Annotated in this window: 15 protein-coding genes; 8 read left to right on the forward strand and 7 right to left on the reverse strand. The window is 64.6% G+C overall.

The window, feature by feature from the left end:
• Positions 1-11: 11 nt before the first annotated feature.
• A complete protein-coding gene (locus tag DOM33_RS02075; protein ID WP_110665380.1) occupies positions 12-335 on the forward strand; it encodes an SCP2 sterol-binding domain-containing protein in 324 nt (107 codons plus the stop codon).
• A 3-nt stretch (positions 336-338) separates the two neighbouring features.
• Here the strand turns inward: DOM33_RS02075 and nudC are convergent, their stop codons facing one another.
• From nudC to DOM33_RS02095, 4 genes are all read right to left on the reverse strand, one after another.
• The gene (gene nudC / locus DOM33_RS02080) at positions 339-1,127 is read right to left on the reverse strand and encodes an NAD(+) diphosphatase (RefSeq protein WP_110665382.1); all 789 of its coding nucleotides are present in this window, start codon (positions 1,125-1,127) and stop codon (positions 339-341) included.
• Positions 1,127-1,876 carry a DNA polymerase III subunit epsilon gene (gene dnaQ, locus DOM33_RS02085; protein ID WP_110665384.1) on the reverse strand — a complete coding sequence of 250 codons (750 nt, stop codon included), beginning with the start codon at positions 1,874-1,876 and terminating at the stop codon, positions 1,127-1,129. Before dnaQ ends, nudC begins: the two co-directional genes overlap by 1 nt.
• A 93-nt stretch (positions 1,877-1,969) precedes the next feature.
• Positions 1,970-2,446, reverse strand: a complete 477-nt coding sequence (rnhA, locus tag DOM33_RS02090; RefSeq protein ID WP_110665386.1) for a ribonuclease HI — start codon at positions 2,444-2,446, stop codon at positions 1,970-1,972.
• 65 nt (positions 2,447-2,511) lie between these two features.
• Entirely contained in the window at positions 2,512-3,408 is an 897-nt protein-coding gene (locus DOM33_RS02095; protein ID WP_162617860.1) for a methyltransferase domain-containing protein, read from the reverse strand.
• Between the two features lie 158 nt (positions 3,409-3,566).
• Here DOM33_RS02095 and gloB point away from each other — a divergent pair, with 158 nt between their 5' ends.
• The 6 genes from gloB (at position 3,567) to DOM33_RS02125 (ending at position 11,479) form a co-directional block, all read left to right on the forward strand.
• Positions 3,567-4,334, forward strand: a complete 768-nt coding sequence (gloB, locus tag DOM33_RS02100; RefSeq protein ID WP_110665390.1) for a hydroxyacylglutathione hydrolase — start codon at positions 3,567-3,569, stop codon at positions 4,332-4,334.
• A gap of 143 nt (positions 4,335-4,477) precedes the next feature.
• Positions 4,478-5,698: a transglycosylase SLT domain-containing protein gene (locus DOM33_RS02105; protein ID WP_162617861.1), complete on the forward strand. Its 1,221-nt coding sequence runs from the start codon at positions 4,478-4,480 to the stop codon at positions 5,696-5,698.
• Between the two features lie 119 nt (positions 5,699-5,817).
• Positions 5,818-7,710 (forward strand): extracellular solute-binding protein, encoded by a 1,893-nt coding sequence (locus tag DOM33_RS02110; RefSeq protein ID WP_110665394.1) that lies wholly within the window; start codon positions 5,818-5,820, stop codon positions 7,708-7,710.
• A gap of 9 nt (positions 7,711-7,719) precedes the next feature.
• Positions 7,720-8,793, forward strand: coding sequence for a microcin C ABC transporter permease YejB (locus DOM33_RS02115; RefSeq protein ID WP_110665395.1), 1,074 nt, complete (start codon positions 7,720-7,722; stop codon positions 8,791-8,793).
• On the forward strand, positions 8,793-9,902 hold the full coding sequence (locus DOM33_RS02120) for an ABC transporter permease (protein ID WP_110665398.1): 1,110 nt from the start codon (positions 8,793-8,795) through the stop codon (positions 9,900-9,902). Before DOM33_RS02115 ends, DOM33_RS02120 begins: the two co-directional genes overlap by 1 nt.
• A complete protein-coding gene (locus DOM33_RS02125; RefSeq protein ID WP_110665400.1) occupies positions 9,899-11,479 on the forward strand; it encodes an ABC transporter ATP-binding protein in 1,581 nt (526 codons plus the stop codon). Before DOM33_RS02120 ends, DOM33_RS02125 begins: the two co-directional genes overlap by 4 nt.
• Before the next feature lie 62 nt (positions 11,480-11,541).
• Here the strand turns inward: DOM33_RS02125 and DOM33_RS02130 are convergent, their stop codons facing one another.
• Together DOM33_RS02130 and DOM33_RS02135 are read right to left on the reverse strand one after the other, a co-directional pair.
• Positions 11,542-12,249, reverse strand: a complete 708-nt coding sequence (locus DOM33_RS02130) for a pseudouridine synthase (protein WP_338053808.1) — start codon at positions 12,247-12,249, stop codon at positions 11,542-11,544.
• A complete protein-coding gene (locus DOM33_RS02135) occupies positions 12,246-13,052 on the reverse strand; it encodes an amidohydrolase (RefSeq protein WP_110665402.1) in 807 nt (268 codons plus the stop codon). Before DOM33_RS02135 ends, DOM33_RS02130 begins: the two co-directional genes overlap by 4 nt.
• Before the next feature lie 112 nt (positions 13,053-13,164).
• Between DOM33_RS02135 and rarD the strand changes: the two genes are divergently transcribed.
• Complete coding sequence (gene rarD, locus DOM33_RS02140; RefSeq protein WP_110665404.1) at positions 13,165-14,124, forward strand: EamA family transporter RarD; 960 nt, start codon at positions 13,165-13,167, stop codon at positions 14,122-14,124.
• 10 nt (positions 14,125-14,134) lie between these two features.
• Here rarD and fliE read toward each other — a convergent pair whose 3' ends face one another.
• A complete protein-coding gene (fliE, locus tag DOM33_RS02145) occupies positions 14,135-14,470 on the reverse strand; it encodes a flagellar hook-basal body complex protein FliE (RefSeq protein WP_110665405.1) in 336 nt (111 codons plus the stop codon).
• Positions 14,471-14,523: the final 53 nt, after the last annotated feature.

The following is a 14,523-nucleotide window of genomic DNA, read 5'->3' on the forward strand; positions in this document are numbered from 1 at the left end:
GGAGACTCTCGATGGACGACGATCAACTTATCGACAAACTGCACGCCCGGTTCGATCCGGCCGCCGCGGCCGACCTCGTGGCGGTCTATCAGTTCGAACTCAGCGATGTGGAGGACTACTACGTGACGATCGATCACGGTTCCCTGTCCATCACTCCGGGAACCCACGGTGAGCCGAGCGTCACCATCGCCAGCGACACGAACTCACTGATGAAACTGGTCAAGAAAGAGCTCAACGCCATGCAGGCGTTGCTCAGCGGTCGCGTCAAGGTCAAGGGCGACATCGGGCTCGCCAGCCGTCTGCCCAAGCTGTTCGGCAAGTCCCGCGCCGTCTGAGCTTCAGCGAGTGGCGACGGCACCGCGGTGCGTCTCGATCAGCTGGCGCGAGATCGAGTAGACCGGCGGCAGCTCCGGCACCCGCTCCGGCAGAAACCACGCGGCATCGGCGATCTCGACGCCATCGATCTGGATACGCCGACTCGTGGCCTCGGCGAAAAACCCCATCATCAGCGAATGCGGGAACGGCCAGGATTGACTCTTGAAGAAGCTGACCCGACCGACGTTCACGCCCACCTCTTCCATCACCTCGCGTCGAATCGCGGCCTCGACCGCCTCGCCCGGCTCGATGAACCCGGCGAGCGTCGAGTAGCGGCGCGGCGGAAACCGGGGGCTGCGCGCCAGCAGCATCTCGCGACCGAACGTCACGAGCGTGATGATACAGGGTGAAATTCGGGGGTAGCCGCGCAGTCCGCAATGATCGCACTGCATGGCGAATTCGTGCAGCCGACGACGTGTTTCATGCCCGCAGCGCCCGCAAAAGCGGTGATCGCGTGCCCAGCGCACGACCTGCAGGGCCGTGGCAAGAAGCTCGCTGTATGCCGGCGAGATCGTCGCCAGCCACTCCCGCGCGGCTGGCCAAGGCGTCGTGTTGGCGTCGGCATCACCCGCCTCCACGCTGACCGCGACCGGCTCATCGTGCCAGTATCCGAGGCGTAGCGCGTCGGCGGGCCAGGGTTCGACGCGTTCGAGGAAGCCGTCGCCGGCGGTGTCCGGTGCCACGCCTTCGTCGTTCATGCGTATCAGCCACCCGCTGCGAGTCTCCTCCGGCGGCATCTCGCGACGAAACATCAGCGAGTATCCTCGCCAGAGAGCGCGTCCCAGTGACACTGCCCCGCCGACTCGCGGATCTGGTCTAGCCGGGCCCGGTGCGCCTCCCACTCGGCCTGAGTCGGCTGGGCGACGACCAGCGGCGTCGAGGCGCGATCGAGGCGCTGGGCGCCACTGCGAGTCTCACCGCCCTGCGACGAGCCGGTGTCGTCCTGACCAGCCAGCGATAGCGCGGTCTGCCCCCCGGTCATCGCCAGATAGACGTCGGCGAGAATCTCCGAGTCCAACAGGGCGCCGTGAAGCACACGCTGGCCGTTGTCGACGGCGTAGCGCTTGCAGAGCGCATCGAGGCTGTTGCGCTGCCCCGGGTGCATCCGGCGTGCCATCGTCAGCGTGTCGAGGATGTCGCAGTGTTCGGCGACGGGGCCCAGCTGCGGCTCACCGCGGCCCTTGTTCAGCAGGCGAAACTCATGGTCGAAGAAACCGACGTCGAACGGCGCGTTGTGTATGACCAGCTGGGCGCCGCGCATGAATTCCCACAGCTCGTCGGCGATCTTGGCGAAGACCGGCTCGTCGGCGACGCGCTCGTTGGTGATGCCGTGGATGCCGATCGCCTCGGCTTCGATCTCCCGTTCGGGATTGATGTACTGATGGTAGGTTCGTCCGGTGAAACGCCGGTTGACCAGCTCGATGCCACCGATCTCGATGATGCGGTGGCCTTCGCGCGGGTCGATGCCGGTCGTTTCGGTATCCATGACGATCTGGCGCATGACTCTACTCTCCTGGGCGACCGCTACCGTCTTCGGTACCAGTGCTCGTTGATTCTGATCTTCGCCGCCGTCCGCCGACGCTCACGACCCACGTTAGCGTGATGCCGCGACCACTTCGTCGATCGCCTCGTTTACCAGTCGATCGGCGGCTTCGTTACCTTCATGCCCACTGTGTCCCTTGACCCAGTGCCACTCGACCTGGTGCCGCTCGGTCTCGGCCAGTAGCGCTCGCCAGAGCTCGGCATTCTTGACCGGCTGCTTGGCGGCGGTCTGCCAGCCTCGCTTCTGCCAGCCGTGTATCCATTCGGTGATGCCTTTGCGCACGTACTGGGAGTCCGTCCAGAGGTCGACACGGCACGGTCTGTCGAGGGCGCGCAGCGCCTGAATGGCGGCGGTCAACTCCATCCGGTTGTTGGTGGTGTCGCGCTCGCCGCCCTTGAGCGTCTTGCGATGACGGCCCGCCTCGAGTAGCGCCCCCCAGCCGCCCGGGCCGGGATTGCCCCGGCAGCCGCCGTCGGTATAGATGGTCACATTGGGCGTCGGGGCGTCTTCAAATGACTGGTCTGACAAGAGTCGCGTCTCTTTCTACGGGGGAAAAAGCGTTGGCCACGAGCGCACGTTCGGGTGACGTCGCGCTATGCGTGTGAAGCAGGCTCAGGGGGCGGCAGCGGACCGTCAGCCGTGCCGCTGTCGTCGGCGTGCGAGGCGACATGCGCCCCAGACTCACGCCGGCATGCCGGGGACGAACGAATCGAGGCGCCGCTATCGGCTCCCCTACCGGGCGAGCGTACGGCGTGCGCCTCGTCTCGCTGGGCCAGCCCGCTCCAGGCACCGCCCCGGCTCTCGGCGAGCCGCGATGACTGTAGCCGAAGCGGCTGGACCGGTATGGATCGCTGCTTGGCGATCACCAGATAAGCCTGCCCCAACGGCAAATTGTAGCGTCGTCCCAGCGTTTCCAAACGCCGGCTACCACGACTCTGGCCCGGCCAGCTAAAGCCGCAGTAGTCTACCCGTTCGATCTCGAAGTCGACAAACGCGAGCCAGTCGCCGAGACGCCGTGGCGTACGCCATGCATGATGCCACGGCTCGGGGCGGCGATTCGTCGGTACGCTCGCCGCCCCCAGCGGATGCCAGCCGAACACGACCAGCCGTCCGTCGGCGCGCGTCACCCGGGCGGCCTCCTGCAGCACCCGGTGCGGGTTCTCCACCGCCTCGAGTAGATGATGCAGAAGGGTCAGGTCGAGCGTGTCATCGGCCAGCGGCAGGCGTGCCGGCAGGCACACCAGCGTTTGCGGCGAGCGCGCCAGAGAGAGGTCCGGCACCCAATCCAGCGCGTGACGTACCGGGCACATATCGCTGATCAGTGGCGCCATGCCGAGCTGGAGACTCGCCGCGCCGAGGCGCTGTTCGCAGTGCGGGCCGAGACAGGCGCGTTCGGCGGCCCAAAGAGAGTGCCCTGCCGACGTTTCCCAAAACTGGCGGCCGGTTCGCACCGTCTCGACGAGCTGGCTCGCGGCTGGCGTATTTGACACGGGCGGTTCAACTCCCCAAGGTTGTCGACTTTTTGGCGGGCAGTGCGTTTTTCGTTTCCCATCGACCGCGAACGCGACCGGTAGACGAACGCAACCGAGAGTCTCACGACCGACAGACGCTTGCCGACGCCGAACGCTCATCGAACGAGGATGCTTTCATGTTGACCGTCATACCCATCCCCGCGTTTCAGGACAACTATATCTGGGTGCTTCGCCAGGAAGCCACTACCGGCGTGGCAGTGGTCGATCCGGGCGACGCCCAACCGGTCATCGAATGGCTCGAGCAGGAGAACGTCACGCTCGAGGCGATCCTGATCACGCATCATCACCAGGATCACACCGGCGGCGTGGCCGAGCTGATCGAGCGCTATGCGCCGACGGTCTACGGCCCGGACAATCCGACGATCGAGGGCATCGACTACGTGCTGCGTCAGGGAGACGAGTGCGAGGTTCTAGGCCAGCGCTTCGAGGTCTACACGGTGCCCGGCCACACGCTCGACCATATCGCGTTCCACACCCCGGGAACGCCGGGGCTGCTGTTCCCCGGCGATACGCTCTTTTCCGGCGGCTGCGGGCGGCTCTTCGAGGGTACGCCGGAACAGATGCGCACGTCGCTGGCGAAGTTCTCCGCACTGGCCGACGACACTCAGGTGTTCGCCGCGCACGAGTACACGCTGTCGAATCTCGCTTTTGCCGCGGCGGCAGAGCCGAACAATGCGCAGCGAGACGACTATCGCCGCGCGTGTGAGGTCGCGCGCGACGCGGACCGCCCGACGCTTCCCACCACCCTCGGCCGAGAGCGCAGCATCAACCCGTTTCTGCGCCTCGACGAGCCCGAACTACGCCGAACGCTGGCCACACAGGGTGAAAGCGGTGACGATGCCGCGGCATTCGCCACGCTACGCGCGTGGAAGGACCGCTTCTAACCGCGTACCGATGTACGCCTTGCCGACCGATACGCCAGGGAATGGCTCGATCGAGAACCGACAGGACCCAGATCGCTGCTCTGCCTGAGCCGCCGGCGCGCCGGCGGCTCAGGCAGAATCGAGTAGAAAGAGACAGAGAGTTCATGAGTTTTCCGTTACGCCGCTGCAGGGCGCTGTTGGGTCTTGCTGGCGGTCTGCTGATCTTTGCCACGCCTTCACTCGCCGCGGCCCACGCCGCTACCGCTTCATACAGCGCTTCCGGCTCGACACCATCGGCCAGCGACGCCGCTCCCGCGACGGCCGGTGGGCCCGCCTCGGCGGTACCCCGGCGCGCGACGTTCTGGTCCCAGCTGGTGCTCGACAAGCAGCCCGCAGCCGATGCCTGGACCCGACTCCGAGAGGATTTCACGCTCTCGCACGAGACCGACAACCCCCGCGTCGCGGAGTGGCTCGAGTGGTATCGAGCGCACCCGCATCACGTCGAGCGCATCGCGCTCGAGGCGCGCCCGTGGCTGCACTGGGTGAGCACCCGGCTCGAAGCCAAGGGAATGCCCGGCGAGATCGCGCTGCTGCCGTTCATCGAGAGCGGCTACGACCCCACGGCCGCCAACCCGAGTGGTGCCACGGGGCTCTGGCAGTTCATGCCCGGTACCGGCGACGCCATGGGTCTCGAGCGTACGGACTGGTACGACGGCCGGCGCGACGTACTGGCGGCAACCGATGCCGCGCTGGACTATCTGCATCAGCTGGCCGACCGCTGGTACGAAGACGACGTATTGCTGGGGCTCGCCGCCTATAACGCCGGCGCCGGTACCGTGAACGCGGCACGCCGCGCCGCGGCCAATCGGGGTGAGCCGATCGACTACTGGCATCTGCGCCTACCCGCGGAAACGATGGACTACGTGCCAAGGCTACTCGCCCTCTCCGCGGTCGTTGCGGACCCGACCCGCTATGGCGTCGCCCTGCCGTCGATCCCCGATCGCACCGAGTTCGTCGAGGTCGACACCGATGGCCCGCTGTCGCTGTCAATGGCCGCGGAGCTGTCGGGTGTCGCGGCCGCCGAGCTGAAAACGCTCAACCCGGGGTTCAAGCGCGCCTCCACGCGCCCGCGGGACGACGCCAGCCTGGTACTGCCGATCGCCGCGAAATCGCGCTTTCTCGCTAAGCTCGACGCGGTACCCGACGCCGAGCGCAGCGTGATGAACCGCTACGTGGTGCGGCGGGGAGACACGCTATCGACGATCGCCTCGCGCTTTGGCACGAGCGTGGCGGAAATTCGCCGCAGCAACGCCCTTTCGGGTAGCATCATTCGGCCCGGGCAGACGCTCAGCGTACCGGCAAGGGCACTGGCCAGCCGTGGTTGAAGCGTTTCTCCGTGATTGAAACGTTCCGCGGGGGTTGAGGCTGTTCGTCGGAGCTGACGCCTCTCGCCGGGCGGGTGACACATCAGACGGGGCACACGCCCCCGGTGGAGAGGCACGGCATGACGAGACGCTGGAGGTACCTGGCACTGCTGGTCTTGACGCTCGGCCTCTTCGGCCAGGCGGGAGGCGCGTTTCGCGCCTTCGCCGATGCCCAGCCGCCCCAGCGTCTCGAAGACGAGCGACCGGCGGCACCTGGCTCGGCCGCGACCGTCCATGCCATCGCGCTCTACGATGATCCTGCGCTACCGGTGAACTTCGACCATCTCCCCTACGCCAACCCCGATGCGCCGAAGGGAGGCACCCTGCGCCGGGCGGCCAACGGCAGTTTCGATTCCACCAACCCTTTCATCATTCAGGGGTCGCCCGCGGAGGGGCTGCAGCAGCTCTACGACACCTTGATGGTGTCGAGCGCCGACGAGCCTTTCACCATGTACGGGCTGCTGGCCGGCGGGATTCGTCTCGATCCCGAACGGCACTGGATGGAGATCGACCTTCGTCCCGAAGCGCGTTTCCACGACGCCGTGCCGGTAACCGCCGAAGACGTCGTCTTCAGTTTTCGTCTTCTGCGCGACAAGGGGCAGCCCTTCTATCGCGCCTATTACGCCGGCGTGGAGTCGGTCGGGGCGATCGATGTGCGAACGGTGCGCTTCACGTTTCCCGACAACGAATCCCGCGAATTGCCGCTGATACTCGGCCAGCTTCCCGTGCTGCCCAAGCACTACTGGGCGAAGCGCGACTTCACGCGGCCAACGCTCGAGGCGCCGCTCGGTTCCGGCCCCTACGAGATCGAAAGCCTCGACCCCGGCCGGCAAATCGTCTATCGCCGAGCCGAGAATTACTGGGGCCGCGATCTGCCGATCAATCGCGGACGCTACAACATCGATCGCCTCGTGTTCGATAGCTTTCGCGATCAGTCGGTGGCGCTGGAGGCGTTTCTCGCCGGCGCGCTGGATTTTCGTCTCGAGAGCAGCGCCAAGAGCTGGGCGACGGCGTACGCCACGCCGGCGGTACGTGACGGCGCGATCGAGCGCCTGGTCATTCCGGACGGTCAGCCGGCGGGCATGCAGGGCTACGTGATCAATACGCGTCGGCCCGCGCTACAGGACACGCGTGTTCGTCAGGCGCTATCGCTCGCTTTCGATTTCGACTGGCTCAACGAGCATCTTTTCTACGGCGTCTACGAGCGTACCCAGAGCTATTTCGAGAACTCCGAGATGGCAGCGCAAGGACTGCCTCAGGGCGAAGAAGCCAAGCTGCTCGCCCCCTTCGAAGACGAACTGCCGGCTGGCGTGTTCGATCAGGCGCTGCCAATGCCCCAGCCGCAGGCGTTGCGCCCCCGGCTGCGCCGCGCCCTCGAACTGCTGCGCGAGGCGGGCTACGAAGTCCGCGACGATACGCTGGTGAACCGGGCCACCGGCCGCCCGTTCACGCTAGAGTTCCTGCTCTACGACAGTCAGTGGGAGCGGATCACGCAGCCGTTCGTGCGCAATCTCGAGCGGCTGGGTATTCATGCGCGTATTCGCCTGGTCGACGTCAATCAGTACCTCGACCGACTGCGGCACTTTCAGTTCGACATGGTGGTCGGCAGCTTTCCGCAGTCGGCCAACCCTGGCAACGAGCAGCGCGACTTCTGGCACAGCGACTACGCCGAGACGCCTCAGAGCCGCAACCTGGCAGGCGTTCGCGATCCGGTGATCGATGCGCTGGTGGACGACCTGATCGCGGCCGATGATCGCCGGGCGCTGGATGCCGCCGCCCGCGCGCTCGATCGCGTACTGCGCTGGGGATTCTACGTCGTGCCCCAGTGGAACTTCGACGGCACGCGTATCGCCGTCTGGGACAAGTTCGACTATCCCGCGCCCTTCCCGCGTTACACGCAGGATCTCAGCGTCTGGTGGGTGAATCCCGAACGTGCGTCCGCCATTACGGCACGTCAGCTCGGCGACAGGTGAGAGTGCTTTATGGCGAGCTATCTGCTTCGACGTCTTCTGCTCATGATCCCCACGCTGCTGGGTATCCTGTTGCTCAATTTCGTCATCGTCCAAGCGGCACCGGGCGGGCCCATCGACCAAATGATGGCGCGGTTCGAAGGGCTGAGCAGCACCGCGAGCACCGGTCTCGAGGGCGGGGGCGGCGACAGCGTCGGGGGCAGCGGCTCGCAGCGCCTGCAGGGTGTCGACGAACAGCTGCGGCAGGCACTCACCGAGGAGTACGGGTTCGACAAGCCCGCCTGGGAGCGCTTCGCACTGATGCTCAAGGGCTATGCCCGGTTCGATCTCGGCGAAAGCCTCTTCCGCGGCCGGCCGGTGATAGATCTCATCATCGATCGACTGCCGGTTTCGATCTCGCTGGGGCTCTGGACCACGTTGCTGGTCTATCTCATTTCAATCCCGCTCGGCATTCGCAAGGCACTGCGGCACGGCAGCGCCTTCGACGTCTGGTCATCCGGTGTCGTCGTGGTCGGCTACGCCATCCCCGGCTTTCTCTTCGCGATTCTGCTGATCGTCGTCTTCGCCGGCGGGAGCTACCTGAACTGGTTCCCGCTGCGCGGGCTCACCTCGGCGAATTTCGATGAGCTGAGCGTACTGGCCAAGATCCAGGACTACTTCTGGCACATCACCCTGCCGGTACTGGCGTCGGCCGTGGGCAGCTTCGCCACGCTAACCATGCTCACCAAGAACAGTTTTCTCGACGAGATCCACAAGCAGTACGCGCTGACGGCGCGAGCCAAGGGCGCCTCCGAACGCCGCGTGCTCTACGGCCACGTCTTTCGTAACGCGATGCTGATCATTATCGCGGGGATGCCAGCGGCCCTGATCGGCATCTTCTTCACCGGTTCGCTGTTGATCGAGGTGATCTTCTCGCTCGATGGTCTCGGCCTGCTAGGTTTCGAGGCGGTCATGCAGCGCGACTATCCGCTAATCTTCGGCACGCTCTATCTCTACACGTTGATGGGGCTGTTGCTAAAGCTGCTCTCCGATTTGACCTACGTCTGGGTCGACCCACGAATCGACTTCGCGAGCCGGGAGGCGTGATGCGACTCTCATCTCTGTTCCCGGCGACCCGTGGCAGGCGCGGGCTATCGCCCATCACGCGTCGACGACTGAACGTGTTTCGCCATAACCGGCGGGCCCTGGCGTCACTCTGGATCTTTGGCATGCTCTTCATCTTGAGCCTTGCCGCCGAACTGATCAGTAACGACAAGCCGCTGGTCATGCAGTATCAGGGGGACTGGTACGTGCCGGTCGTGGTCGACTACCCCGAGACCACCTTTGGCGGTTTTCTTCCCACCACGACGGATTACCACGACCCCTTCGTCAGGTCACAGATCGAGGCCCACGGGTGGGCGATCTGGCCGCCGGTCCCCTTCGACTACCAGACGTTGGATCGAGATGTCGGCGGCCCCGTACCCTCGCCCCCGGGGCCGCGTCACTGGCTGGGCACGGACGACCAGGGGCGGGATGTCTTCGCGCGGGTGATCTACGGTTTTCGGCTCTCGGTGGCGTTCGCGCTCGCGCTCACCGCCGGGTCTCTCGTCATCGGCGTGAGCATCGGCGCGCTCCAGGGCTACTACGGTGGCAAGATCGATCTCATCGGACAGCGGCTCATCGAGATCTGGTCGGGGCTACCGGTCCTCTTTCTGCTGATCATCCTGGCAAGCTTGGTGGAGCCGAATATCTGGTGGCTGCTCGGCATCATGCTGCTCTTCACGTGGCTGGGGCTCGTGGACATCGTGCGCGCCGAATTCCTGCGCGCGCGCAATCTGGAATACGTTCGCGCCGCCCGCGCCATGGGCCTGCCATCAAGACTGATCATGTGGCGCCATGTGCTGCCCAACGCGATGGTCGCCACGCTCACCTTCATTCCGTTTCTCTTCACCGGTGCCATCACCACGCTGACCGCGCTCGATTTTCTCGGGTTCGGGCTGCCTCCCGGGTCTCCTTCCCTGGGTGAGCTCGTGGCGCAGGGCAAGAACAACCTGCAGGCGCCCTGGCTCGGGATCACCGCCTTCGTCACGCTGAGCGTGATGCTCTCCCTGCTGGTCTTCATCGGCGAGGGGTTGCGCGATGCCTTCGACCCCCGGATTCGCATGCCGACGTCGATGCCGCAGCCAACCACCCGATCACCGGAGCGCTCGCCATGACCCCTGCGACGATTTTCGAACTGCGTGATTTCGCGATCCGCTTCGGCGATTTCCAGGCAGTCACGGCGCTGGATCTTCACGTCGATCGCGGGGAGACGGTGGCGGTCGTGGGTGAGTCGGGCTCGGGCAAGTCGGTGAGCGTTCTGGGGGCGTTGAATCTGCTGCCGCCCGGTAGCGAGATATCCGGCGTGAGGCGCTTCGCGCAGCGCGATCTCGGGGCGCTGCCGAGAGGCGAGTGGAATGCCCTGCGCGGGGGGCGAATCGGTTTCGTCTTTCAGGAACCGATGACCTCGCTCAACCCGCTGCATACCGTGGGGAAGCAGTTGAAGGAGACGCTGCGGCTGCATCAGGGGTTACGCGGCGGTGAGGCGACCCGGCGCAGCCGGGAACTGCTCGAGCGGGTACGCCTGCCCCGAGTCGATGACATGCTCACGGCACGTCCGCACCAGCTTTCCGGCGGACAGCGACAGCGGGTGATGATTGCCATGGCGATCGCCAATGCGCCCGAACTGCTGATCGCCGATGAACCGACCACGGCGCTCGACGTGACAGTGCAGCGCGAGATACTGACGCTGCTCGACGAGCTGCGCCGCGAGCAGGGAATGGGCGTGATCCTCATCAGCCATGACCTGAATCTGGTGCAATGCCATGCCGACCGCGTCGTGGTCATGAAATCCGGCGCTGTCGTCGAGACCGCCGCGACAGCGACGCTGTTTGCATCGCCGCAGAGGGCTTACAGTCGCGAACTGATCGCCGCGGTGCCCGAGGGGCATCCGCCGGCGATCGCCGGCGATGCGCCGGTGCTGCTGGAAACGCAGGCTCTCAGCGTGAATTTCGCTCGCGCCAAACCGCTGTTGGGACGTCGCCCGCCCCCCTTCGTCGCGCTCGAACCGCTATCATTCTCGCTACGTCAGGGTGAGACGCTTGGCGTGGTCGGTGAATCCGGCTCGGGTAAATCCACCCTCGCCTTCGCGCTGCTGCGACTGCTGACGGCCAATGGCCGTATTACCTTCGATGGCGAACGTCTCGATACCCTTCAAGGTCGTGCCCTACGTCAGAGACGCCACCAGTTTCAGATCGTCTTTCAGGATCCTTACGGTTCGCTGTCACCGCGGATGCCGGTGGCGGATATCGTCAGTGAAGGGTTGCGCTTCCATCAGCCGGATCTCACGCCCGAGCGTATCGAGGCGCAAGTGTCTGAAGTGCTTGCCGAGGTCGGTCTCCCCGCCAACTGCGGGGATCGCTATCCGCACGAGTTTTCCGGCGGGCAACGTCAGCGCATCGCCATTGCGCGCGCGCTGATTCTCAGGCCACGCATGCTGGTGCTCGACGAGCCGACGTCGGCTCTGGATCGCACCGTGCAGAAACAGCTCATACAGTTACTTCGGGATCTTCAAACCCGTCATGGCATCAGCTATTTGTTCATCAGTCACGATCTGGCCGTCGTCAGAGCCATGTCGCATCGAGTGATGGTGCTCAAGAATGGCAAGCTGGTCGAATGCGGCGATATCGAGGCCGTTTTTCAGGCCCCGCAGTCGTCGCATACTCGCGAGCTTATTCAAGCGGCATACGTCTGATTTTTTCGATGTTTAAATATAAAAGATAACGGTATAAACCCGAAAATCATCATGCCCTCTTTTTAGAAGGCAGCGATTTCCTCCGGCCGCAAGTGGCGACATTCGCCAGGCTCCAGGTCGGGATCGAGCTCAAGTGGACCGATCGATTCACGATGAAGCGACACGATGGAGTGCCCGACCGCCGTCATCATGCGTCTCACCTGATGGTATCGACCCTCGGTCACACCAATGAGGACGTCTTGCTCACTCAGCCGCTCGAAAGTGGCCGGTTTGGTGGGCTTGTCTTCGCCCTCGAGGGTAACGCCCTTCTTGAAACGGGCCGTGACTCGCTCCGCGTCCTTCTCGTCCATTGGTTCGGCAAGCGTGGCGCGATAGCGTTTGAGACAGTCCCGATTGGGGGTGGTGACGCGATGCGTCCATTGGCCGTCGTCGCTGATCAACAGGAGTCCCGACGTCTCCACGTCGAGCCGCCCTACCGGGTGCAGTCGCTCCCGCTGTTCGATCTCGATGAGGCTCAGCACTGACGGGTAATGGGTCGGCTTGAGCGAACATTCGACGCCTTCGGGCTTGTGCATCATCAGATACCGAAAGCCTATCCGGGCGATGGGCTCTCCGAGCCAGAGCACATCCTGCTCGTCGTCGACGTGTAGCGCTCCGCTGCGCACCGGTTCACCGTCGACGCTCACCTCTCCCCGTCGCAGCGCCTGCTTGGCCTGGCTGCGAGTCAAATCGGTGGACTCGCTCAAAAATCGATCCAAACGCATCATCATTCATCCAATTGAAAACGGTCGGCATCTTGCCACGCGGGGAACTGCTCGCGAAACCGATCGAGCGCCGTTCTCGAAAGCACTGCCGTCTCGACGAACGCCCGCCCCGCCTCTGCATCGACTAACGGGTCACCCTTGAAGTCCACCAGCAGCGAGTCACCGGTATAGCTCAGCCCGTTGCCATCCTCGCCCACGCGGTTGACTCCAATGACATAGCTCAAGTTCTCGACGGCGCGCGCTTGCAACAGCGTGCGCCAGGGCTGTCGACGCACGCCCGGCCAGTTGGCGACACACAGCAGGGCGTCGTATTCGAATGGTGCCGACGACGACGACGGCTGCTGGCGAAGCCATACGGGGAAGCGCAGGTCGTAGCAGACGCTCAGCAGCAGCCGGAATCCCTTGAGAGTCACCAGTTTGCGCTCATCGCCCGCGGCATAGTGCAGAGGCTCCTCCCCCATGCGAAAGAGATGGCGCTTGTCGTAATGGGTTACCTGCCCGTCGGGCGTGACCCAATAGAGCCGATTGACGCAGCGCTCGCCGTCGCGAATCGCAAGGCTACCCGTCATCACGCAGCGGCGCTCGCGCGCCTGCGCCTTCATCCAGTCGAGCGTGGGACTGGTATCGGCCGATTCCGCAAAGCGTTCCGGGCGCATGGTAAAACCCGTGGCGAACATCTCCGGCAGCACGATCAGGTCGGTCTCACCGGCATCGAGGGAAACGAGGCATTTCTCGATATCCCGACGGTTGGCAGCCGGGTCCTCCCAGTGCAGGTCCGTCTGAACGAGACTGACGCGCAAATCACTCATGTTGACGTCTCCAGATACAAGGGTTCGAGGCGACTGGCCGATCGTTCGGCCATCCCGTTACTGCTCATGATAGATTGTCCGCCCCGCCAACTCGAAGCCGGCAGCCCCGCCAATGACCGCTCCTTCATCGCCGACCGCACGCATTTCTCAGCCCGCCGATGATGGCCCCGCCCGGGCCGGCGTCGGCCTAGGCCTGCTCGCCTACACACTGTGGGGCTGCTTTCCCCTTTTCTTCGCGCTGTTCGGTGCCGTTCCTGCCGCAGAAGTGCTGCTCCACCGAATCCTGTGGTCCTGCGTTTTCCTGATGGGGGTCGTGACGCTGCTCGGTCGCTGGCCCGGCGTCTGCGTCGGCATTCGTCGCCCCGGAACGCTGCTGCCCGTGGCCGGGTGCGCCGTACTGATTGCGACGAACTGGGGCCTTTTCATCTACGCGGTCGAAACGTCGCGCGTGCTGCAAGCGAGCCTTGGCTACTTCATTACGCCGCTGGTGAATATCGGGCTGGGGATGCTGGCGCTGCGCGAACGCCTGGGGCGATGGCAGGCAGTGGCGATAGGCTTCGCCGTGGGAGGTATCGTGCTGCAGTTGATCTGGCTGGGGAGGCTGCCCTGGATCAGCTTGGCGCTGGCGGCGACCTTCGGGACCTATGGCCTGCTGCGCAAGAGGATTGCGCTGGACGGGCTCTCGGCGTTACTCGCCGAAACCGCCCTGCTCGCCCCCGTGACGCTCGGCGCCTTCGCCTGGCTGACGGCGACAGGGACTTCACATTTTACCCAGAGCGTCTCGACCGGGGCGCTGCTGATCACGAGTGGTGTCGTCACGACGCTTCCGCTGCTGGCCTTTGCGGGCGCGGCCCGGCGATTGAGGCTGGCGACACTCGGTTTTCTGATGTACGTGAACCCGAGCCTTCAGTTTCTCATCGCGCTAGTGGTCTTCGACGAGCCGCTGTCGCAAGCGCAGTCGGCAACGTTCGTCCTGATCTGGATCGGGCTTGCAATCTACTCGGTCTCGACCTGGCGCGCGCATCGTCGGCAACGCAGCGTACGTCGAGATTCCGACACGAGCGCCGGCTAAGCGCTCGACGTCAGATCTGCATGCCCATGATTTCCTTGTAGGCCGTCACCATCCGGTTACGCACCTGAACCCCCATATCGAACGCCACGCTCGCCTTCTGCATGTCGATCATGACGTCGTTGAGCGCGACGTCGGTATCGCCCGACTGGAACGACATCGCCTGCTGATTCGCAGACTGCTGCATCGCATTGATGCGTCCAAGCGATGCCTGGAGTTCGCCGGCGAAACCGCCGTTGGGTTCGCCGGCGACATCCGCGGGCAGCGTCGCGGCCCCGGTCTGCCCGGTTGCCTGGGTCGAAAGCGCCTGCATCTGCGCAAGCGCGGCCTGAATGGCGGGTGCACTCATAGGGGTTCCTGGTAGGTATTCCTGTCGACAACGGTGAGATGCCTGAGGCATCG

The organism is Salinicola halophilus, assembly GCF_003206155.1.
GTDB lineage: Bacteria > Pseudomonadota > Gammaproteobacteria > Pseudomonadales > Halomonadaceae > Salinicola > Salinicola halophilus.